Source organism: Halobacteriovorax sp. HLS (assembly GCF_004006665.1).
Lineage (GTDB): Bacteria > Bdellovibrionota > Bacteriovoracia > Bacteriovoracales > Bacteriovoracaceae > Halobacteriovorax.
The window spans coordinates 1-19,958 of sequence record NZ_QOCL01000016.1 but is presented as its reverse complement, the minus strand read 5'-3'; the positions used below and the strand labels follow the sequence as shown (position 1 = coordinate 19,958).

Below are 19,958 nucleotides of genomic sequence, written 5' to 3'. Positions count from 1 at the left end.
ACTACATCCCCATTCTTCTTGCTTCAACACCTGCAAGCATCTTATAAAACCTCATGTGGTTGAGATCTGTTTGAACTAATGCTTGAGGATTCTCTACTTTGATAAAATCAGTCGAATAGTTACCATTAATAAAATTCTCATTATTCATGATAACTTTTAAAAGAGGTCTATTTGTTTTTAGTCCTTCAATAAAAAGTCCATCCAATGCCGCTCTCATCTTTCTAATTGCAACATCTCTAATAATCCCTTTACACACAAGCTTTCCAACCATTGGATCAAAATCAGGAGTTACGTTAAGTCCCTTAAAAAGACAGTGATCAAAACGAGTTCCTTGAGGGAAGTTCGTTTCAAAGCCTGTTACAAGCCCAGGAGCTGGCAACATTGTGATTGGGTCTTCTGCACATATTCTACACTCTATCGCATGACCTGATCTCTTAATGAAGTCTTGACTAGGAAACCCTAAGTCATCACCAAGAGCTGACTGAATCATACAAACAAGAAGATCAATCCCTGTGATTTCTTCAGTTATCGGATGCTCAACTTGTATACGAGTATTCATTTCTAGAAAGTAGAAACTCTTATCTTCGGCCATAATAAACTCAACAGTTCCTGCCGAGTCGTAATTTACTGCCTTAGCTAACTTAACAGCTGTCTCACAAACCCTTTGTCTCAATTCTTCATCTTCACCAATAAAAGGAGAAGGTGCCTCCTCAACGACTTTCTGATGTCTTCTTTGAATAGAGCATTCTCTTTCAAAAAAGTGATAAACATTTCCTTTCTTATCAGCAAGAATTTGGACTTCAATATGTCTTGGATTAACAATAAGCTTTTCGACAAGAAGATCACCATTATTAAAAGCTGCTAAAGATTCTCTTCCAACTGCTTCAAAGTTTGCACGAACTTCTTCCTCATTCGCACATGCTCTCATTCCACGTCCACCACCACCAGCAACGGCTTTAAGTAAAACAGGGTATCCAATATCACCAGAAATTTGGACAGCTTCATCAACTGACTTTACGGCCTTATCTGTTCCAGGAACAGTAGGGACTCCAACTTCATTTGCAAGTTGCTTAGAAGTTGCTTTATCACCCATTACTTTTATACATTCCACATTTGGACCGATAAAAATAATTCCTTCGTCTTTCATTCTTTGAGCAAATTCAGCATTTTCAGATAAGAAACCATATCCAGGATGAACAGCATCAACATTATTCTCTTTAATTACCGAAACTAGGTTTTCAATATTTAGATAAGTTTCAGCATTGGTACTTCCTTTGAGGTGTACCCACTCGTCACAAAATTGAAGATGAGTTGCGTGAACTTCATTATCCGTCCAAATACCAATTGCCACATGCCCAAGCTCTCGACAAGCTTTAGCAATACGAGAGGCAATTTCCCCACGATTTGTAATTAATATTCTTCTACTAGTATTTTCTCTTTGTCTTATCATAGCTGAATATTCCCATGTTTTCTTGAAGGTCTATCAACATTCTTATTCTTAAGGGCCACAAGATACTCATATAGTCTCTGACGAGTTTCCTCAGGAAGAATTACTGCATCAAGATATCCTCTTTCTGCTGCCCTATATGGATTAGCAAAACGATCTTCATAATTCTTTACAAGTTCAGCTTTTTTCTTATCGAATGCCTCACCTTCAAGACCATTTAATTCATTTCTAAAGATTATATTAACAGCACCCTCTGCACCCATCACCGCAATCTCCCCAGTTGGGTAAGCGAGATTTACATCTGATCTAATATGCTTTGATGCCATAACATCATAAGCCCCACCATATGCTTTACGAGTAATTAGAGTAATCATTGGAACCGTAGCTTCAGAGTAAGCATATAGAAGTTTAGACCCATGCTTAATAATTCCTCCGTACTCCTGAACAGTTCCAGGTAAGAACCCAGGAACATCAACTAGAGTAAGAATTGGAATATCAAATGAGTCACAGAATCTAATAAATCTCGCCGCCTTACAAGAAGAGTCGATATCTAAAACTCCTGCCAAAATTTGTGGTTGATTAGCAACGATACCAATTTTAATTCCACCTATTGAAGCAAAACCTACAATTATATTTTTCGCCCAACCTTTATGAACTTCTAAAAAGTGTGAATCATCGACAATATCTAAGATGATTTCATTCATATCATAAGGTTTCTTAGGATTTGAAGGTACTACTTCAGCGAGTTTTTTATTATCTCTATTAACTGGGTCTGCAGTATATTTAGGGATTGGTTTTGTGAAACACGCTGATGGTAAATATGCCAAGAGTTCCCTAACTCTTTCGAAGCACTCATCTTCATCACTTGTCATAAACTGAGCGACACCTGATGTTTCATTATGAGTTGTAGCCCCGCCAAGTTCCTCTTTAGTAACTTCTTCATGAGTAACTGTTTTAATTACATCAGGCCCAGTAACAAACATATAAGAAGTTTTGTCGACCATAAAAATAAAATCTGTTATCGCTGGAGAATAAACTGCTCCACCTGCACATGGTCCCATAATAAGTGAAATCTGAGGAACTACACCTGAGGCCTTAACATTTCTATAAAAGATCTCCGCATATCCACCTAGAGCATCAACACCTTCTTGAATTCGTGCACCACCTGAATCATTAATACCTATTATTGGAATTCTATTTGCGATTGCAAAGTCCATAATCTTACAAATTTTCTTTGCATGACTTTCACCAAGAGCTCCACCCCAACAAGTAAAGTCTTGTGAGTACAAGGCCACTTTTTGACCGTTAATTTGAGCAATTCCAGTTACAACTCCGTCACCAAGAAACTTAGTTTTTTCTAAACCAAATTCCGTACATCTGTGTGTAACAAATCTATCAAACTCTAGAAATGTTCCTGGATCAATAACTCGTTCTATTCTTTCTCTCGCCGTGTATTTACCTTGCGAGTGTTGTTTTTCAATTCTTGCAGCTCCGCCACCAAGTGCAGCCTGCTCTCTTTTCTCAACTAGAAGACTACGTTTTTCTTCTAAAACCGTATCCATAATAACCTCCTAAAATGGTGAGTTATCATACAATTTAAGCTATCAAAGGGCTATTGACTCGCGTCATTATTTAACTAAAAACAACAGGTTTCTCCCTGCGTTATAAAGCTTCATTATTCTCAAGATTTTGTTAGTTAGAATGAAAGAAAGTTAATAAGTTTGAAACAAAAAAAGGCCTCAATAAATGAGGCCTTGTCTTTAAAAATTTTCTTAATTATTACTCGCCTGCAGCTTTCTTTCTCTTATCAAGTCCGTACTTTTCAACTTTCATGATAAGTGAAGCTCTAGACACGCCCAGCTCTTTTGAGAGCTTTGACTTATTAAAGTTACATCTTTTTAAACCTTCTTTAATCATCATAGCTTCGAGCTCTTCAAGTGCTTCTTTTAACGAACCACTAGTATTAACTCCCCTAGAAGCTGACATTGGCTTCTCACCGAAGTCTAAAATTCTTGGACTTAGTAAGTCTGGAGTGATCATTTTATCGTCACCAGCTAGAACTACTAATCTTTCAATTTCATTTTCTAACTCTCTTACGTTACCAGGCCACTGATAATCTAAAAACTTCTCCATTGTCTTTTTAGAGAATTGTTTCATTGGAATTCCAGCTTCATCGCATCTCTTTTTAAGAAAGAAGTCCATAAGGATTGGAATATCCTCAGATCTATCTTTAAGCGCCGGCAGGTCTACGTTGATTACATTTATTCTATAAAATAAATCTTCTCTAAATTCTCCGCTGGCCATCATTGCTTTTAAGTCTTTATTTGTGGCTGCAAGTATTCTTACATCTGTCTTTTTAGGAGCATGTGCCCCAACAGGTAGATATGTTCCCTCTTGTAGAACTCTTAATAATTTAACCTGCATACTTAGAGATGTATCACCAATTTCATCGAGAAATAATGTTCCACCATTTGCAACCTCAAAGAGTCCGGCCTTATCTTTAACGGCACCAGTAAAGGACCCTTTAATATGACCAAATAATTCTGAGTCTAGTAAGTTATCGTTAAATGCCGAACAGTTCACGGCTACAAATTGATTATCCTTTCTAGGTGAATAGAAGTGTACGGCCTTTGCTACAAGCTCTTTACCAGTACCATTACTACCTTGAATAAGAACTGAAGATTCTGATGAAGATATCTTCTCTAGCAGTCTATATATCGTCTGCATCTTTTTCGATTTACCTATCATCATGTGATATCTGTACTTATCACCAAGCTCTGAGTTAAGTTCTTTGATCCTCGACTCTCTTTTAGATATCTCAGAGTGGAATGTTTTTACTTCATCAGCAACAAGCTCAACAAGTTCTTGCAGATACTCAACTTCCCTAGGATAGAGCTTTCTAAGTCCATCAACAGCTGCACTCGCATCTGCCTCATTGGCTCCCTCAGAAACCATATGCTTTTTAATTTCTTCTAACTCATCTTCTGTTATTGAACTAGATACGAACGGGTAAGCAAATACTGTCCCTAAAACCTCACCATCTACCTCAACCTTGGCACCAACACCTTTAACATGTTTAAAGAATGTATCAAACGCATCAGACTGGTCAGCGGAGGCTTCTAGACTATCAGTTATTTTCTCTACATCAGAGCCTAAGTAATTATACCCATGACCCATTTGCATCTGAACCTTAAAGAAGTGATTCTTAAACTCGTGTCCTTTATCTATATGGCCACTACGTATTTTATAATGAACATCCGAATAGACTTGTTCAACACCAAACCACTTATCAAGAATTTCTTCTAGTTTTGAAATGACATGAAGTCCGCTAATTTCTTTCCAGTTAATCATTTTTAAATCTCCGAATCGTCAGTAAGACGACAAATCCGCTCATATTTGAGCATTAATCTGTCTAACTTTTCGGCAGTACGGATTATTTCTTTAGAAGAATGTAGATTTTTTATACAAGAAAATTAGTTATAAACTACTGAAATCTAAAGAACACAGAAAGGAAAATAAAAAAGTGTCAAAATACTAGTGACCAAAAATTAGCCTTCTAACCCTCGGAGCAAATGCTTCCATACCCCAGGACTGAGGCCCGATAAACTTCTTAAGGTTTCTAAATGATGAATCAAAGAGATATGTCTCAGGAACCTTAACTGTTCCAAAAGTCGTCATTGAAACACCAGTACTATCGTGTGCAATCACCACATTACTAGGTAGATCTTTAAATCGTTTCAAAAATTTCTTAATCTTCTTATTATCATCGTTAACCGCAAGCAGTAGGAATTTAACATTGTCTGATTCAAACTTCTTAGCGAATTTTAGAAAGTCAGGAAACTCATGCTCACATGGTGCACACCATGTACCCCAAAAGTGTACAAAAGTAGCTTTAGAGCTCTTGAAATCTTCCTGAGATACTTTCCCTTCACTTAACACTAAATCAATTTGAAAAGAAGGCATCGTCTGTAATATTGGCGACGACTCACCCACGTTTAACATGGATGAAAATTTCTTTTTCTCGTACATTGAATAAGACAGAGTAAGACCAATAACAAGAGATATAATTAAAATTTTTGAACTAAATGACATTTTAATCCATGGTTAAAACAAAAAAACCTTCGGCATAGACCGAAGGTTTTATATAACATTTAATTTGTTATAGCTAGTTAGACAACTAGAATTATACTAGAGCAATGTATGCCATTGGAGCGTTGTCACCAACTCTCGAATCAGCCATTCTCATAATTCTTGTGTATCCACCATTTCTTTCTAAATACTTAGGTGCAACGTCAGTAAACAGTTTTTGAACTGCTTCTTTATTGTTAAGTTTTTGGAAAGCTAATCTTCTATTTGCAACAGTATCAACTTTTGCAATAGTGATTAATTTTTCTACGTATGGCTGTATTGCTTTACACTTTGTAATCGTAGTTTTGATTTTCCCATGATCGATTACTTCGATTGCAAGGTTTTTCATTAACGATACTCTGTGAGCAGGACCATTTCCAATTCTATATTTATGTTTTTGATGTCTCATAATTCAACTCCTACTGAGTCCCTCAGCTTAGTAATTACTCGCCGTCTTGAAGATCTTTCATTATAGAATCAACCTTCATTCCAAGCCCTAGTCCCATATTACTGAGAATTTCTTTAATTTCATTTAACGATTTACGACCAAAGTTCTTTGTTCTTAACATCTCACCTTCTGTCTTAGATACCAATTCATAGATATACTTGATATTAGCATTTTGCAGACAGTTAGCAGAACGTACTGATAACTCTAATTCAGAAACTGGCTTTAAAAGAGCGCTATTTGCTGGGCTAGATGCCTGAGCAGGAGCCTTCTCTGTTCTTACCACTTCTTCTTCATCTTCAAAGTTTAAGAATACAGCCAACTGATCTCTTAGAATCTTTGCAGAGTATGCAACAGCTTCTTGAGGATCGATACCTGCGTTCGTCCAAACTTCTAAAGTAAGTTTATCATAATCTGTTCTCTTACCAACACGTGAGTTAGTTACTGAGTAATTAACTCTGTGAACTGGAGAGAAAAGAGTATCAACATAGATCCATCCTAGTGGAAGATCGTACAACTCTTTGTTTTCAAGAGCAGTAACATAACCTTTACCTCTAGCAATTTTTAGTTCAACCTTAATTGAACCACCTGAAGAAATATTACAAATAACGTGCTGTGGGTTTAGTACTTCTAAACTTGCACTCTCAGCAATATCTCCTGCAGTAACAGGACCTTCACCACTTTTATCAAGATTAAGAACAACATCTTCCTTACCTTTTAACTTAAAGAAAACTTCTTTTAAGTTAAGGATAATTTCAGATACTTCTTCTTTAACATTGTTAATAGTACCGAATTCGTGCTCAACACCTTCGATTCTAATAGCAACAATACCAGCCCCTTGAAGAGAAGATAAAAGAGCTCTTCTAAGTGAATTACCTAGAGTTTGCCCGTAACCTCTCTCTAAAGGTTTAGCTATAAACTTTCCATAGTTTGCTTTTAGACTTTCAGCATCTGATTCTAAAGAAACAGGTCTGATCATGTTCGTCCAATTTTTTGCTACAAAATTATCCACGGATAATCTCCTTAATATATACGATTAAACTCTTCTTCTTTTAGGTGCACGACATCCATTATGAGGAATTGGTGACTTATCTGCAACAGATGTAATTCTTAATCCACATCCGATTAGAGCTCTAATCGCATTTTCTCTTCCTGCTCCAGGACCCTTAACTCTTACGTCTACAGAACTAAGACCATGCTCCATAGCTTTCTTAGCTGCTTCAGATGAAGCTACCTGTGCTGCGAATGGAGTTGATTTCTTAGAACCACGGAAACCAAGTTGCCCAGCTGACGCCCAAGCAATTGCTCCACCATTTGGATCAGTGAAAGTAACAATTGTATTATTAAAAGAACATTGAATATGGCATACACCATGTGGAATATTCTTTTTTGCTTTTTTCTTATTTGCTGTTTTCTTAACCATTTTTCAACTCCAACCTTTACTTCATTGACTTGACAGATTTCTTTCCAGCAATTGCTTTCGCAGGTCCTTTTCTAGTTCTAGCATTTGTACTAGTTCTTTGACCTCTAACTGGTAATCCTTTTCTGTGACGAATCCCTCTGTAGCATCCAAGATCTTTCAATCTCTTAATGTTAAGACCGATCTCTCTTCTAAGATCACCCTCTACAGTATAATCACTTTCTAATAAAAGACGAATATTGTTCGCCTCTTCTTCTGTCAGCTCATTTGAGCTTTTGTTGAAATCTATTCCCGCTTTAGTGAGGACTTCACTTGCCACTTTTGGACCAACACCATAGATTGATCTTAAAGCAACGCCCATCACCTTATTACGAGGAATATCAACACCAAGTATTCTTGCCATAGCTACACTCCCCTAAGGTATTAACCTTGTCTTTGTTTATGTTTAGGACTTGCTTTACAAACAACCCTTAATACACCTTTTCTTTTTACAACTTTACAGTCTTTACACATAACTTTTACTGACGCTCTAACTTTCATAACATCCTCTTCCAGTAAAAAAGCCTACCGGCCCTTACTTCTATATGTGATCCTTCCTTTGGAAAGATCATATTTACTAATCTCTACAAGAACCTTATCACCAGGTAAGATCTTGATAAAATGCATTCTCATTTTTCCACTAATGTGAGCTATTACACTATGACCATTAGGTAGCTTAACTTTAAATTTAGTATTTGGAAGTAGTTCAACTACTTCTCCTTCTATTTCTAGAACTTCTGCGCTCGCCATCGAGATAAAACTCCACTAGTCCCTGCCTTATATCTAAAGAGGAACCATTATGCAACATATATTGATATATTTACTTATAAACTAATATTATTAACTATTAATTGCTTCGCCAACCTTGGCAAAGACTTCTTCTGCTGAAGTAGAAGCATCTATTCTAACTAAAACTCCACGACCTTCATAATAATCAAGAATCGGAGCAATTGTATTTTTGAACACTTCTAATCTATTTCTCACAGTTTCAGCAGTATCATCTTTACGATGAATTAGATCTTCTCCAGAGATATCACACTTTCCCTCAACCTTTGGTGGCCTAGAAAGTAGATTATAAATTTCACCACTTTTTGGTGCAATTCTTCTATTAGAAATTCTTTCAACTAAAATATCTAAATCTATATCAAAATAGATTGCTTTTGAAGCAGCACCTTTTAAAACATGCTCTTCTAGTAACTCTGATTGCTCAATATTTCGTGGAAACCCATCAAAGATATAAGCAGAGTCACTAATGCTACAATTTGCATTTAATAACTCTAAAACGACCTGATCATTAACTAAGTCACCCTTATCAATAATTGACTTAACTTTTTTACCAAGATCTGAACCTTTTGCTATCTCACCCCTAAGAAGATCACCTGTTGAAATATGACTATAGCCAAATTCATCAACTATTCTCTTAGCCTGTGTTCCCTTCCCAGTTCCAGGAGCACCTAGTAATATTAGCTGTGGCTTCATTAAAACCTTCTATTTTGACCGTTATATTTTCCTTTAGCCTTATAAGCACTTTCATACTTATCAGAAAACATAAATGCCTGAATATTCATCATTACACGTATACATACACTCACAAGAATTAGTAGTGATGTTCCACCAAATCTAGTATTTGCCCCAGAAGCTACAGTTGGTAAAATACATATTGTTACCAAGAAAAGTGATCCAAAGAACGTCAATCTATTAAGAATAAAGTCTAAATATTCTTTAGTCTTAGCACCTGGCCTTACACCTGGAACAAACGCATTATTCTTCTGAAGCATTTCTGCAACTTTTTTAGTCTTAAACTGAATAGGAGCATAAAAATATGTCATATAAACAATTAATAGAGCAAAGAATAAGTTAAATAAAAGCTGTCCCGGATATAGTGATTGAATCATTGTATCCAGGTAAGGCTTCATCGGACTCGTAGCTGACACAAAATTAGCCATTGTTGCTGGAGCTGCTAATAATGATGAAGCTAAGATCGGTGGCATAACACCGCCTGTATCTACTCTAATTGGAAGTGTTTGTGTCCCACCATAAGTACGGTTATGAACAACTTTCTTTGCATATTGCACAGGAACACTTCTATGAGATCTTTCAATAAATGTAACAACAAAGAATCCTACCAATATAACACCAACTGTTATAAGTAGAGCTCCTGCTCCTAATTCACCGTTTTTATAGAGAGTTAACTTTTGCATCATCTCTGCCGGTAGCTCAACAGCAATACCTGCAAAGATAATTAAAGAAACACCGTTTTCAAGCCCGTATTCAGTAATACGCTCACCTAACCATAGGAGAAACATAGTTCCTGCACAAAGAGTGATAACAGTAGAAATTCTAAATAATAGACCTGGCTCAGGAATAACTGGAATATTGCCAGTACTCTTAAATCCTTCAAACATTACGGCCATACCCCATCCCTGAACAGCACAAAGAAGAACAGTTGCATATCGAGTCCATTTTTGGATCTTCTTATGACCTTCCGAATCTTCTTGCATTTCTTGAATCTGAGGAATTACTTCTCCCAAGAGAGAGAAGATAATTGAAGTCGTAATATATGGCATAATACCAAGAGCTAAAACAGAGAATCTTTTGAAGGCACCACCACTAAAAGTGTTGATCAGATCAAAGATTCCTCCTCCAGACTCGGCAAAGTACGAAGCAATGGCTGCTGCATTAACACCTGGAACAGGTATCTGTGCAGCCATTCTGTATACAGCCAATAGTAAAAAGGTGAAAAATACTTTCTTCTTAAGCTCTTCTAGCTTTCCTTGAGCAGTCGACATTAAATAAAATCCTTATTTATTTTCTATTTTTCCACCAGCTTTAGAAACTAATTCAGCAGCTGATTTTGTAAACTTATCAATGTTAACAAAAGTTAACGCTTTTGAAAGCTCACCATTTGCAAGAACTTTAATTGGCTTTCTTTTATCAGAACCACTTAAAAGACCGTTTGCAATTAGAGCTTCACGAGTAACTTCACCGCTATCAAATTTCGCGTCAACTGCAGATAAGCTTACTTCAGCGTACTCAGTTTTGAAAGGTGCATTTGTGAAACCTCTTTTTGGAAGTCTCATATATAGAGGCATTGCTCCACCTTCAAAACCAGTTCTAGTTCCACCACCAGCTCTAGCCTTTTGACCTTTATGACCTTTACCGGCCTGCTTACCTTGACCTGAACCTTGTCCACGCCCTAGTCTCTTTATATTTCTGTGTGCGCCTTTTGGGCTACTTAGATTATTTAACGTTAGCATAATATCCTCAACTTATATTAATTCTCTTTTATGTCTAAAAGGTGAATAACTTTTTTAATCATTCCACGAACAGCTGGAGTATTTTCTAATGTTCTTGAAGTCCCAGTCTTTCTAAGACCAAGGCCACGAACGTTAGCTTTTTGCTTTTCTGTAGATCCAATCGTACTTTTCTTCAACTTTACAGTTATAGTCTTTCCGGCCATTTTATACCTCTATTTAATACGAAGCCCTTGAGCTTCTTTTCCTCTAAGTTTAGCTACCTGATCAACACTTCTTAAATGCTTAAGAGCGTCAAACGTTGCCTTAACAATATTATGAGGATTATTTCCTCTTAGAGATTTAGTTAATACATCTGTTACACCAGCTAATTCCATTATTGAACGACATGCACCAGCAGCTTTAACCCCTGTACCATGTGCAGCAGGCTTAAATAAAATCTTTCCTGCATCATATTCACCTAGAATTTGGTGAGGTATAGTTCCGTTATCAAGTGGAACGTGTACCATATTCTTTTGAGCTGCTTGTGTTGCTTTTCTAATTGCTTCAGGAACTTCTTTTGCTTTTCCTAAACCATATCCAACACGACCTTTCTTATCACCAACAATCATTAGAGCTGCAAAAGAGAATCTTCTACCACCCTTAACAACTTTAGCAACACGGTTTACCGCAACAACTCTTTCCTCAAATTCAGACACTGGAGCAGCCGGCTTAGGCTTTCTTGATCCTTGTGACTTCTTCTTTGGAGCTTTTTTATTATCTGCTTTCGCTTCTACTTTTGTTTCTTCTACTTTAGTTTCTTCAGTCATGAGACGCCCCTTAAATCTGAATTCCGTTTTCTCTTACAGCATCAACAAATGCTGCAACAACGCCGTGATACTTATAACCATTTCTGTCAAATACTGCTGTTGAGATACTCTTTCCTTTAAGTCCCTCAGCTACTGCAGCACCAACAACCTTAGCACCATCTTTATTGCTTCCAGTTCCTACAGCATTCTTACCGTATGTTTGAACTGAAAATAATGTCTGTTGAGCATTGTCATCAATAACTTGAATAGTTATGTTTTTGTTTGAACGGTAAACGCATAATCTAGGACGATCAGCTGTTCCATTAATTTTTTTACGAATCGATAATTTTCTACGGTATCGACGAGCTTCTGCGGCATTTTTAATCTTGCCAGTATTCTTTCTCATTTTTACTCCACCCTAAGCTTTGCTATTTCGAGGCAAATGTTAATATAAAATGGCAAAAGCCAGATCTTATTTAGATCCAGCTTTACCTGCTTTTCTTATAATTGTTTCATCAGAGTATCTAACTCCCTTACCTTTGTAAGGCTCAGGTGGTCTAAATGATCTGATTTTTGCAGCTACAAATCCAACTAGTTCTTTATCACAACCAGTTAAATCGATAACATTTTTATTTACTTTAGCTTCTACACCTGTTGGCAACACATAGTCAATTGGATGTGAATAACCAAGGTTTAAAGTTATAGTGTTACCGCTTACAGCTGCTTTATATCCAACACCAGTAAACTCTAAAGTTCTTGTAAACCCTTCAGATACTCCAACAACCATATTACTAACTAAAGTTCTAGTTGTTCCCCAAAGAGATCTAGCAAGTTTAGTTTCGTCAGCTGGATTAATAGTAACTTCTTTATCTGCTTGAGCTATGATTACCTTGTCTGTAAAAGTATATTCAAGTTGCCCTTTTGGTCCTTTAACAGAAACAAATGCACCATCAATCTTAACTTCTACTTTTTCAGGAATAGCTACTGGTACTTTACCAATTCTTGACATCCTAAACTCCTACCATACGTTGCAGAGAATTTCTCCGCCAACTTTTAGTTTCTTCGCTTCTCTATCAGAGATTACACCCTTAGAAGTTGAAACGATTGCAGTTCCAAGCCCACTGATAACTCTAGGAATTTCAGTATAACCTGTATATCTTCTTAGACCCGGCTTTGAAACTCTTTCAATTCCAGTTATAGCGTCTTCTTTGAAGAGAACTTTTAATTTAATATCATTCTGTGCTTTTGCAATAATTTTAAAAGATCTTATATAACCTTCATCTTTTAAAACTTTGCAAATACTTGCTTTTGCTCTAGATGCTGGAAACTCAACTCTGTCGTGTCCAGCTCTTATAGCATTTCTAATTCTTGTAAGCATATCTGCTATAGGATCAGTCATCATAGTTCAGCCCCTTATTACCAGCTTGATTTAGTTACACCAGGAATCATACCTTGAAGCGCTAATTCTCTAAATTTAATTCTAGAAAGTCCAAACGCTCTGTAGTTTCCTCTTGGTCTACCAGTTAAAACACATCTATTTCTTACTCTAATTGGATTAGAGTTTCTTGGTAGCTTCTGTAGTCTAACTGTAGCTTCAGCAACTGCCTCATCAGATGAGTTTGTGTCATTAATAATTTTTTTAAGTTCAGTTCTAAGTGGTAAATACTTAGCACTCAATCTTTTCTTCATTTCGTTGTTAACGATTTTTGCTTTTCTTGCCATTATCTTATCCTCAAGATTAATTATTTTACAAAAGGCATACCTAATAAAGTAAGTAACTCTCTACCTTCATCATTATTGTTGGCAGTTGTTACAATAGAAAGCCCAAGGCCTCTAACTTTATCGATCTGATCGTAAGAAATCTCAGAGAACATAATCTGCTCTTTAAGACCTAGTGTATAGTTTCCACGTCCATCAAAACCTTTATTAGAAACACCTCTAAAGTCACGAACTCTTGGTAGAGAGATAGTAATCAATCTATCAAGGAATTCATACATCATCTCACCTCTTAAAGTAACTGATGCTCCTAGTGGCATATCTTCTCTTAACTTGAAAGATGCGATAGATTTTCTAGCTTTAGTTACAACAGGCTTTTGACCTGTGATAGCTGTAAGATCTTTAACAATCGAATCTACTACTTTAGAGTTAGTAACTGCGTCTTTAGTACAACAATTAACAACTATTTTTTCAAGTTTTGGAACTTGGTGAATATTTTTGTAATCAAACTTTTCTGTAAGCTTTTTTACTATTTCATTTTTGTAAGTTTCACGTAATCTGCTCATTTTCGCCTCAACCTATTTAAGTACAGAGCCGCAAGCTACTGCTACTCTTACTGTTTTTCCATCTTTTTCTTCAAATTTTACTCTAGTAGCTTTCTTAGTTTTTGGGCTAACTATTGCAATATTACTCAAGTGGATTGGTTTTTCCATTTCAGCGAAACCGCCAGCAGGATTTTCTTGTGAAGGCTTAAGAGCTTTCTTAGCAAGGTTAATACCTTCAACTAATACAGTACTCTTTTTCGAGTTAAGTCTTTGAACTTTCCCCGTCTTACCTTTATCTTTTCCTGCAATTACTACTACTTCATCACTAACTTTAATCTTCTGCATCTCTATTTCCTTGCAAGTTAAAGGACTTCAGGTGCAAGAGAACAGATCTTCGTAAAGTTCTTTCCTCTTAACTCTCTCGCAACAGGACCAAAGATACGAGTACCTACAGGTTCATTATTTGCGTTCAAGATCACCACACTGTTATTATCAAATTGGATATAAGATCCATCTTCTCTTCTTAATGGGTATGCTGTACGAACGATAACCGCTTTTTTAACGTCACCTTTCTTAATCTTCCCACCAGGAAGAGTTTGCTGTACAGCTACTACTATTATGTCACCAAGTCCAGCAGACATTCTTTTTGAACCGCCAAGAACTTTGATACACTTTACTTCTTTTGCTCCAGAGTTATCTGCTACCTGAAGCTTTGTTTGCATTTGAATCATGGGTTTTTCTCCATCTAAATCAGCTTAAACAACTTACCGCAGTCAGATTATTTCTGAACGCTTAAAAGTTCCCATTTTTTTAGTTTCGAGTGAGGTCTTGATTCAATAATCATTACCTTATCTCCAACTTTTGCACTATTGCTTTCGTCATGAGCGTGATATCTCTTACTAAAAGATACGAACTTGTTATAAGTCTTGTGCTTAAAACGACGTACTACATTTACAGTAATAGTCTTCTCGTTCTTATCAGAAATTACTACACCTTCCAACTTTCTCTTAAATTTCTTTTGATCAACACTCATTTCTACTTACCTTTAGAATTTTTTACTGTTAACAAACGAGCAATATTTCCCTTAGCAATTCTTACTGCATGAGGTTTTTCAAGTCCTGCTGCAGCTTTTTGCATTCTCATGTTAAATAGATCAGTTCTGATTTCTTTAACTTTGGCGTCAATTTGCTTATTGTCCATTCCACTTAATTCGCTATAATTTAACTTTTGCATAATCGCCTCTCTAATTCTCTATAGAATTAAACTTCTCTTTTAATAATTCTAGTTTTAACTGGAAGCTTATACATTGCTAGCTTCAGTGCACTTTTACTTAGCTCCACATCCTCGTGCGAAATTTCAAATAAAACGCGACCAGGCTTAATTACAGCTACCCACTTATCTGGAGAACCTTTACCTTTCCCCATTCTAACTTCCGCAGGCTTTCTTGTAAGAGACTTATCTGGAAAAATCTTAATCCAAACATTACCACCTCTTTTAATCTTTCTAGTCATGGCGATACGGGCTGCTTCAATTTGTCGGTTTGTTATATACCCACATGTTGTTGCTTGTATAGCGAATTCCCCAAACGTGATACTATTTCCACGGTTGGCTGCTCCCTTCATTCTACCCTTATGTTGCTTACGCCACTTTACTCTTTTAGGACTTAGCATATTGACCTCAAAAATATTGTGTTTTTAAACACTTAGCACATACCCTGATAATTATTACAGGCCAGAGGTACTCCCATTATTCAAAAGCATTTATCTAATCAAAATTTGATTAGATATAAACTTCACCTTTATATACCCAAACTTTAACACCGATAACACCGTAAGTCGTATGAGCTTCCGCTGTTGCGTAATCGATATCTGCTCTTAGTGTATGAAGTGGTACTTTTCTTTCAGAATACCCTTCAGATCTTGCCATTTCAGCTCCACCAAGACGACCAGCAGTTCTAACTCTGATACCTTTAACTCCAGCTCTGAATGCAGATTGCATAACCTTCTTCATAGCTCTTCTAAAAGCAACACGTTTCTCTAATTGTGCAGCAATATTTTCTGCAATTAACTTAGAGTCTGCGTCTGGTCTTTTTACTTCAGCGATGTTGAAAATTAAAGTTCCCTTAGTTAATTTCTTAAGGTCTCCTCTTATTTTCTCAATCCCTGCACCTTTTTTTCCAATTGCAACACCTGGCTTAGCTGTATAAACAGTAACTTTTACCTGGTCTGACGTTCTTGAAATATCAGTTTTAGCTACGGCTGCATTCTTCATGCTTTTTTCTACGTATGCTCTGATTGCAAGATCTTCTTTTAACTGTTGTGCATAATTGTCTTTTGCATACCAGTTAGATTGCCAACCTTTAATGTAACCAAGTCTAAAACCATATGGATGTACTTTTTGTCCCATAATATCCTTCCTATGCTTCTTTTAATTCTAAAGTAACGTGACTTGATCTCTTTCTAACTCTAAACGCACGCCCCTGAGCTCGTGGTTGAATTCTTTTAAGAGTTGGACCTTCATCTGTAAAGATTTGAGTCAAAACCAAGTTATCAATGTCATACTTATCAGAATCAGCTGCAATAGCTAAACCACTATTGATTAGTTTTGTAAGCATAAGCGCAATTTCTTTCTTTTCGCAAAAACGAAGGATTTTAATTGCTTCTGATGCTTTCTTATTTCTAACTAAGTCGCACACTTGTCTTACTTTTCTAGGAGCAATTCCTACTTTGCGATTCTTAACTGTAATGGCCATAAAGCCTCTCCTACTATAAGTTCAATTATTTTCTTTTCTTTTTATCTGCACCGTGACCAAAGTATGATCTTGTTAATGCAAATTCCCCTAACTTGTGTCCAATCATATTGTCAGTAACGTATACTGGAATAAACTTCTTACCGTTATGTACAGCAAAAGTTAGTCCGATAAACTCTGGAACAATTGTTGATCTTCTTGACCAAGTTTTAATTACTTTAGAGCTTTTGTTATCCTCATCCATAATCTTGAGAGCTTTCTCAAGAAGGTGATAATCAACAAAAGGTCCTTTTTTTAGTGAACGGGCCATATGTCATCCTACCTATTTTCTTCTTTTAACAATAAATTGATCTGTTCTTCTGTTCTTTCTTGTCTTGAAACCTTTAGTTGGTTTACCCCAAGGAGTAACAGGATGTCTACCACCTGAAGTTCTACCTTCACCACCACCATGTGGGTGATCAACTGGGTTCATAACAACACCACGAACTGTAGGTCTAAATCCAAGCTTTCTCTTACGTCCAGCTTTACCAATGTTTCTCTTTTCATGATCAAGATTTCCAACCTGACCAATAGTAGCTCTACATACAGCTTTAACTTTTCTAAGCTCACCAGAAGGCATTCTTAAAAGAGCAGAGTCTCCCTCTTTCGCCATAACTTGAACATAAGCACCTGCAGATCTTGCAAATTGTCCACCAGCACCTGGGTGTAGCTCAACATTGTGAACTAACGTACCAACAGGGATGTCCTTAAGCTGCTTAGAGTTTCCAACAGTGATATCTGCTTCAGCAGAAGATACAACTGTATCACCAACATTCAATCCTACTGGAGCAAGAATATAAGCTTTCTCACCATCCGCGTAAGCTAGAAGTGCAATGTTACAAGTTCTGTTTGGATCATAACTAATCGCTTGAACTTTTGCAGGGATTTCGAACTTGTTTCGTTTAAAGTCGATAACTCTGTATCTTCTCTTAACTCCACCACCTCTGTGTCTTACCGTAATACGACCAGAGTTATTTCTACCTGCTGTGCTCTTTTTTGGAGCTAGTAGCTTTTTTTCGGGTGCTACACCTTTAGTCAACTCATCACTGTTAACAACTTGCATGCGTCTTAGTGATGGAGTAGTCGGTTTAAATTTTTTAATACCCATAATATTTCCTCTTCTACTTATCTATTCTTAGATTCCTTTAAAGAATTCGATTTTTTGACCTTCACCTAACTGAATATAAGCTTTCTTAACTTTAGAAGATTTTTTTAATGCCTTCCCAGCTCTTTTTAACTTACCAGCAGTTATGCTAGTCTTTACACTTAAAACTTTTACATCATAAAGTCTTTCGACTGCTTCTTTGATTTGATACTTGTTAGCTTTTAACTCAACAACAAACCCGTATCTATTATACTTATCAGTAGCAGTTGCACTTTTTTCTGTAATCAATGGTTTTACTAAAATATTTTCAATGTGTGCCATTTATTACCCCAATCTATTTAAAAGTGCTTCTAAAGCAGCTTTTTCAATTACTAAGTTTTCATATTTAACAGCTTCGTAAACACTGAAACCTTCAACGGCCATACCTGTTCCCCATTGTAAGTTCTTTACTGCTCTAAGAGCGCTAGAATTCTTATCTTGAGTTACAACTAATGCTGGAAGAAGTCCTTTACCATTTAAAGTAGAGAACATTTCTTTTGTTTTCCCTGTTGACTCTAAAGACTCAACTACTGTTAATTTTCCGGCCTGTAGCTTGTCAGCAAGAACAGATTGAATTGCTTTGTTAGCAACTTTCTTGTTAACTTTCTGATCGTAGCTTCTTGGTTTTGGACCAAAAGCAGTACCACCGCCAACCATAAGTGACGATCTTGTTGAACCCTGACGAGCTCTACCAGTACCTTTCTGCTTAAATGGCTTAGCACCACCACCGCTTACTTGACCTCTTGTTTTTGTACATGCATTTCCTTGTCTCTTACCAGCTAGTATTGCTTTAACTACTTGGTGAACTACAGGAACATTGATATCTTCAGCTGTTAAGCTTACGTTAGTAGTTAGCTTTCCTGAAGTTTCAAATTTTGCATTAAGTAATGTTATATCTGTCATTTTTACAACCCCTTAATCTATTTCTTCAAAGCTTTAGCTATTTTAACGAAGCCATTTTTTGAACCAGGAACTGAACCTTTAAGGAGCATGTAACCTTTTTCAACATTAACTTCAACAACTTTAATGTTTTGAGTAGTTTGTTTAACTGCACCCATGTGACCAGGCATTTTCTTTAACTTGAAAACACGACCAGGTGTAGCTCTGTTACCAATTGAACCTGTTGTTCTATGGAAGTGAGAACCGTGAGCGGCTGGACCACCAGAGAAGTTATATTTTTTCATAACACCCTGGAAACCTTTACCTTTAGTAGTACCTGTTACGTCTACATAGCTATCTGCTGAAAAATTATTTACAGAAAGAGTCTTTCCTAAATCTTCAGTTGATACAGTTTCATTTTTGATTTCGGCAAACTTAGTTAAGTTTTCTTCGATGTCAGACTTCTTTAAGTGACCTTTAATAGGCTTCTTAACAAGCTTCTCTCTCTTAATCCCGTAACCTACTTGGTAAGCTTCATAACCGTCTTTTTCTTTCGTCTTTACTTGAGTTACGATGTTAGGGATTAACTTAACCACTGTTACTGGAACGTGATTACCATTTTCGTCGAAAATTCGAGTCATTCCTGCTTTTACTCCGTAAAATGCAGTCAGATCGATTGTGTTTGCAGTTGCAGAGTTATCCGCAGCCTGAGTCTCAACAGCTTTTGTTTCTTCTGTCATTGATCCTCCACAGCATCACTCTATTCTTAGAGATGCGTGCATGGTTAATAAAAATAAGACTAAATTTGTGTCTAGTCTATATACTAATACTTAATCTCTACGTCAACACCAGCTGATAAGTCTAACTTCATTAGGCTATCAACAGTTTGCTGAGTTGGGTCTACGATATCAATAAGTCTTTTGTGAGTTCTCATTTCGAACTGCTCTCTAGCCTTCTTGTTTACGTGTGGTCCTCTAAGAACAGTAAATTTATTAATTTCTGTCGGTAAAGGAATTGGACCAGCTACTCTTGCACCAGTTTCTTTTGCTGTGTTTACGATTTCGTTCACTGAATTATCTAATAATTTGTGATCGTAAGCTCTAAGCTTAATTCTTAGTCTTGGTTCTTTCATGACTATAAAATCCTCATTTATTTACATATAGAGTCAGGGTTTTATGAGTTATTGGGCCCTTTGTCAAACATTTTTATAATTAAATTTCTTTTTTTATAAAAATTTCGGCCCAATATTCAATAACTTAATAAAACTAAATAACTCTTCTTTTATATTAGTGGTTTGTTTTAACTTGTGGCGACTACAAACCAGAAAAATAGTGGCCATTTCTAGAACGGCCACAAACTTTTTAC

The 19,958-nt window shown here is 36.4% G+C and carries 33 protein-coding genes; all 33 read right to left on the bottom strand.

The window, feature by feature from the left end; translation table 11 throughout:
* Nucleotide 1: 1 nt before the first annotated feature.
* The gene (locus DPQ89_RS17485; RefSeq protein WP_127718337.1) at nt 2-1,450 is read right to left on the bottom strand and encodes an acetyl/propionyl/methylcrotonyl-CoA carboxylase subunit alpha; all 1,449 of its coding nucleotides are present in this window, start codon (nt 1,448-1,450) and stop codon (nt 2-4) included.
* The gene (locus DPQ89_RS17480) at nt 1,447-3,009 is read right to left on the bottom strand and encodes an acyl-CoA carboxylase subunit beta (protein ID WP_127718336.1); all 1,563 of its coding nucleotides are present in this window, start codon (nt 3,007-3,009) and stop codon (nt 1,447-1,449) included. Before DPQ89_RS17480 ends, DPQ89_RS17485 begins: the two co-directional genes overlap by 4 nt.
* A 217-nt stretch (nt 3,010-3,226) precedes the next feature.
* A complete protein-coding gene (locus DPQ89_RS17475) occupies nt 3,227-4,798 on the bottom strand; it encodes a sigma-54-dependent Fis family transcriptional regulator (protein WP_127718335.1) in 1,572 nt (523 codons plus the stop codon).
* Between the two features lie 183 nt (nt 4,799-4,981).
* Complete coding sequence (locus DPQ89_RS17470) at nt 4,982-5,539, bottom strand: TlpA disulfide reductase family protein (protein WP_127718334.1); 558 nt, start codon at nt 5,537-5,539, stop codon at nt 4,982-4,984.
* Nucleotides 5,540-5,630: 91 nt separating this feature from the next.
* Nucleotides 5,631-5,984, bottom strand: a complete 354-nt coding sequence (rplQ, locus tag DPQ89_RS17465) for a 50S ribosomal protein L17 (RefSeq protein WP_127718333.1) — start codon at nt 5,982-5,984, stop codon at nt 5,631-5,633.
* A 34-nt stretch (nt 5,985-6,018) separates the two neighbouring features.
* On the bottom strand, nt 6,019-7,032 hold the full coding sequence (locus DPQ89_RS17460) for a DNA-directed RNA polymerase subunit alpha (protein WP_127718332.1): 1,014 nt from the start codon (nt 7,030-7,032) through the stop codon (nt 6,019-6,021).
* 24 nt (nt 7,033-7,056) lie between these two features.
* Nucleotides 7,057-7,443: a 30S ribosomal protein S11 gene (gene rpsK, locus DPQ89_RS17455; protein ID WP_127718331.1), complete on the bottom strand. Its 387-nt coding sequence runs from the start codon at nt 7,441-7,443 to the stop codon at nt 7,057-7,059.
* Between the two features lie 16 nt (nt 7,444-7,459).
* Nucleotides 7,460-7,843 carry a 30S ribosomal protein S13 gene (gene rpsM, locus DPQ89_RS17450; RefSeq protein ID WP_127718330.1) on the bottom strand — a complete coding sequence of 128 codons (384 nt, stop codon included), beginning with the start codon at nt 7,841-7,843 and terminating at the stop codon, nt 7,460-7,462.
* A 20-nt stretch (nt 7,844-7,863) separates the two neighbouring features.
* On the bottom strand, nt 7,864-7,980 hold the full coding sequence (gene rpmJ / locus DPQ89_RS17445; RefSeq protein ID WP_127718329.1) for a 50S ribosomal protein L36: 117 nt from the start codon (nt 7,978-7,980) through the stop codon (nt 7,864-7,866).
* A 24-nt stretch (nt 7,981-8,004) separates the two neighbouring features.
* A complete protein-coding gene (gene infA / locus DPQ89_RS17440; RefSeq protein WP_127718328.1) occupies nt 8,005-8,229 on the bottom strand; it encodes a translation initiation factor IF-1 in 225 nt (74 codons plus the stop codon).
* Between the two features lie 90 nt (nt 8,230-8,319).
* Nucleotides 8,320-8,958, bottom strand: coding sequence for a nucleoside monophosphate kinase (locus tag DPQ89_RS17435; protein ID WP_127718327.1), 639 nt, complete (start codon nt 8,956-8,958; stop codon nt 8,320-8,322).
* Nucleotides 8,958-10,268: a preprotein translocase subunit SecY gene (gene secY / locus DPQ89_RS17430; protein WP_127718326.1), complete on the bottom strand. Its 1,311-nt coding sequence runs from the start codon at nt 10,266-10,268 to the stop codon at nt 8,958-8,960. Before secY ends, DPQ89_RS17435 begins: the two co-directional genes overlap by 1 nt.
* 12 nt (nt 10,269-10,280) lie before the next feature.
* Nucleotides 10,281-10,736: a 50S ribosomal protein L15 gene (gene rplO, locus DPQ89_RS17425; RefSeq protein WP_127718325.1), complete on the bottom strand. Its 456-nt coding sequence runs from the start codon at nt 10,734-10,736 to the stop codon at nt 10,281-10,283.
* Between the two features lie 17 nt (nt 10,737-10,753).
* Nucleotides 10,754-10,939 (bottom strand): 50S ribosomal protein L30, encoded by a 186-nt coding sequence (gene rpmD, locus DPQ89_RS17420; protein WP_127718324.1) that lies wholly within the window; start codon nt 10,937-10,939, stop codon nt 10,754-10,756.
* Nucleotides 10,940-10,948: 9 nt separating this feature from the next.
* On the bottom strand, nt 10,949-11,542 hold the full coding sequence (gene rpsE / locus DPQ89_RS17415) for a 30S ribosomal protein S5 (protein ID WP_370351269.1): 594 nt from the start codon (nt 11,540-11,542) through the stop codon (nt 10,949-10,951).
* A 10-nt stretch (nt 11,543-11,552) separates the two neighbouring features.
* Complete coding sequence (gene rplR / locus DPQ89_RS17410; protein ID WP_127718323.1) at nt 11,553-11,927, bottom strand: 50S ribosomal protein L18; 375 nt, start codon at nt 11,925-11,927, stop codon at nt 11,553-11,555.
* 66 nt (nt 11,928-11,993) lie between these two features.
* Nucleotides 11,994-12,530, bottom strand: coding sequence for a 50S ribosomal protein L6 (gene rplF / locus DPQ89_RS17405; protein ID WP_127718322.1), 537 nt, complete (start codon nt 12,528-12,530; stop codon nt 11,994-11,996).
* Nucleotides 12,531-12,539: 9 nt separating this feature from the next.
* Nucleotides 12,540-12,923 carry a 30S ribosomal protein S8 gene (gene rpsH, locus DPQ89_RS17400; RefSeq protein ID WP_127718321.1) on the bottom strand — a complete coding sequence of 128 codons (384 nt, stop codon included), beginning with the start codon at nt 12,921-12,923 and terminating at the stop codon, nt 12,540-12,542.
* A 14-nt stretch (nt 12,924-12,937) separates the two neighbouring features.
* Complete coding sequence (rpsN, locus tag DPQ89_RS17395) at nt 12,938-13,243, bottom strand: 30S ribosomal protein S14 (RefSeq protein WP_127718320.1); 306 nt, start codon at nt 13,241-13,243, stop codon at nt 12,938-12,940.
* Nucleotides 13,244-13,263: 20 nt separating this feature from the next.
* Complete coding sequence (rplE, locus tag DPQ89_RS17390) at nt 13,264-13,803, bottom strand: 50S ribosomal protein L5 (RefSeq protein WP_127718319.1); 540 nt, start codon at nt 13,801-13,803, stop codon at nt 13,264-13,266.
* 12 nt (nt 13,804-13,815) lie between these two features.
* On the bottom strand, nt 13,816-14,127 hold the full coding sequence (rplX, locus tag DPQ89_RS17385; RefSeq protein WP_127718318.1) for a 50S ribosomal protein L24: 312 nt from the start codon (nt 14,125-14,127) through the stop codon (nt 13,816-13,818).
* A 17-nt stretch (nt 14,128-14,144) separates the two neighbouring features.
* Nucleotides 14,145-14,513, bottom strand: coding sequence for a 50S ribosomal protein L14 (rplN, locus tag DPQ89_RS17380; protein WP_127718317.1), 369 nt, complete (start codon nt 14,511-14,513; stop codon nt 14,145-14,147).
* Nucleotides 14,514-14,560: 47 nt separating this feature from the next.
* Nucleotides 14,561-14,815, bottom strand: coding sequence for a 30S ribosomal protein S17 (rpsQ, locus tag DPQ89_RS17375; RefSeq protein ID WP_127718316.1), 255 nt, complete (start codon nt 14,813-14,815; stop codon nt 14,561-14,563).
* Between the two features lie 2 nt (nt 14,816-14,817).
* Entirely contained in the window at nt 14,818-15,015 is a 198-nt protein-coding gene (gene rpmC, locus DPQ89_RS17370) for a 50S ribosomal protein L29 (protein ID WP_127718315.1), read from the bottom strand.
* Between the two features lie 26 nt (nt 15,016-15,041).
* A complete protein-coding gene (gene rplP / locus DPQ89_RS17365; RefSeq protein WP_127718314.1) occupies nt 15,042-15,452 on the bottom strand; it encodes a 50S ribosomal protein L16 in 411 nt (136 codons plus the stop codon).
* Between the two features lie 109 nt (nt 15,453-15,561).
* Nucleotides 15,562-16,188 carry a 30S ribosomal protein S3 gene (rpsC, locus tag DPQ89_RS17360; RefSeq protein WP_127718313.1) on the bottom strand — a complete coding sequence of 209 codons (627 nt, stop codon included), beginning with the start codon at nt 16,186-16,188 and terminating at the stop codon, nt 15,562-15,564.
* 10 nt (nt 16,189-16,198) lie between these two features.
* Nucleotides 16,199-16,534 carry a 50S ribosomal protein L22 gene (rplV, locus tag DPQ89_RS17355; RefSeq protein ID WP_127718312.1) on the bottom strand — a complete coding sequence of 112 codons (336 nt, stop codon included), beginning with the start codon at nt 16,532-16,534 and terminating at the stop codon, nt 16,199-16,201.
* Nucleotides 16,535-16,559: 25 nt separating this feature from the next.
* Complete coding sequence (gene rpsS, locus DPQ89_RS17350; RefSeq protein ID WP_127718311.1) at nt 16,560-16,841, bottom strand: 30S ribosomal protein S19; 282 nt, start codon at nt 16,839-16,841, stop codon at nt 16,560-16,562.
* Nucleotides 16,842-16,853: 12 nt separating this feature from the next.
* On the bottom strand, nt 16,854-17,678 hold the full coding sequence (gene rplB / locus DPQ89_RS17345) for a 50S ribosomal protein L2 (protein WP_127718310.1): 825 nt from the start codon (nt 17,676-17,678) through the stop codon (nt 16,854-16,856).
* A gap of 27 nt (nt 17,679-17,705) precedes the next feature.
* Nucleotides 17,706-17,996 (bottom strand): 50S ribosomal protein L23, encoded by a 291-nt coding sequence (gene rplW, locus DPQ89_RS17340; protein ID WP_127718309.1) that lies wholly within the window; start codon nt 17,994-17,996, stop codon nt 17,706-17,708.
* 3 nt (nt 17,997-17,999) lie between these two features.
* Nucleotides 18,000-18,617 (bottom strand): 50S ribosomal protein L4, encoded by a 618-nt coding sequence (gene rplD / locus DPQ89_RS17335; protein ID WP_127718308.1) that lies wholly within the window; start codon nt 18,615-18,617, stop codon nt 18,000-18,002.
* Nucleotides 18,618-18,634: 17 nt separating this feature from the next.
* Nucleotides 18,635-19,333, bottom strand: a complete 699-nt coding sequence (gene rplC / locus DPQ89_RS17330) for a 50S ribosomal protein L3 (RefSeq protein WP_127718307.1) — start codon at nt 19,331-19,333, stop codon at nt 18,635-18,637.
* Between the two features lie 83 nt (nt 19,334-19,416).
* Nucleotides 19,417-19,725, bottom strand: coding sequence for a 30S ribosomal protein S10 (gene rpsJ / locus DPQ89_RS17325; protein ID WP_127718306.1), 309 nt, complete (start codon nt 19,723-19,725; stop codon nt 19,417-19,419).
* Nucleotides 19,726-19,958 lie beyond the last annotated feature (233 nt).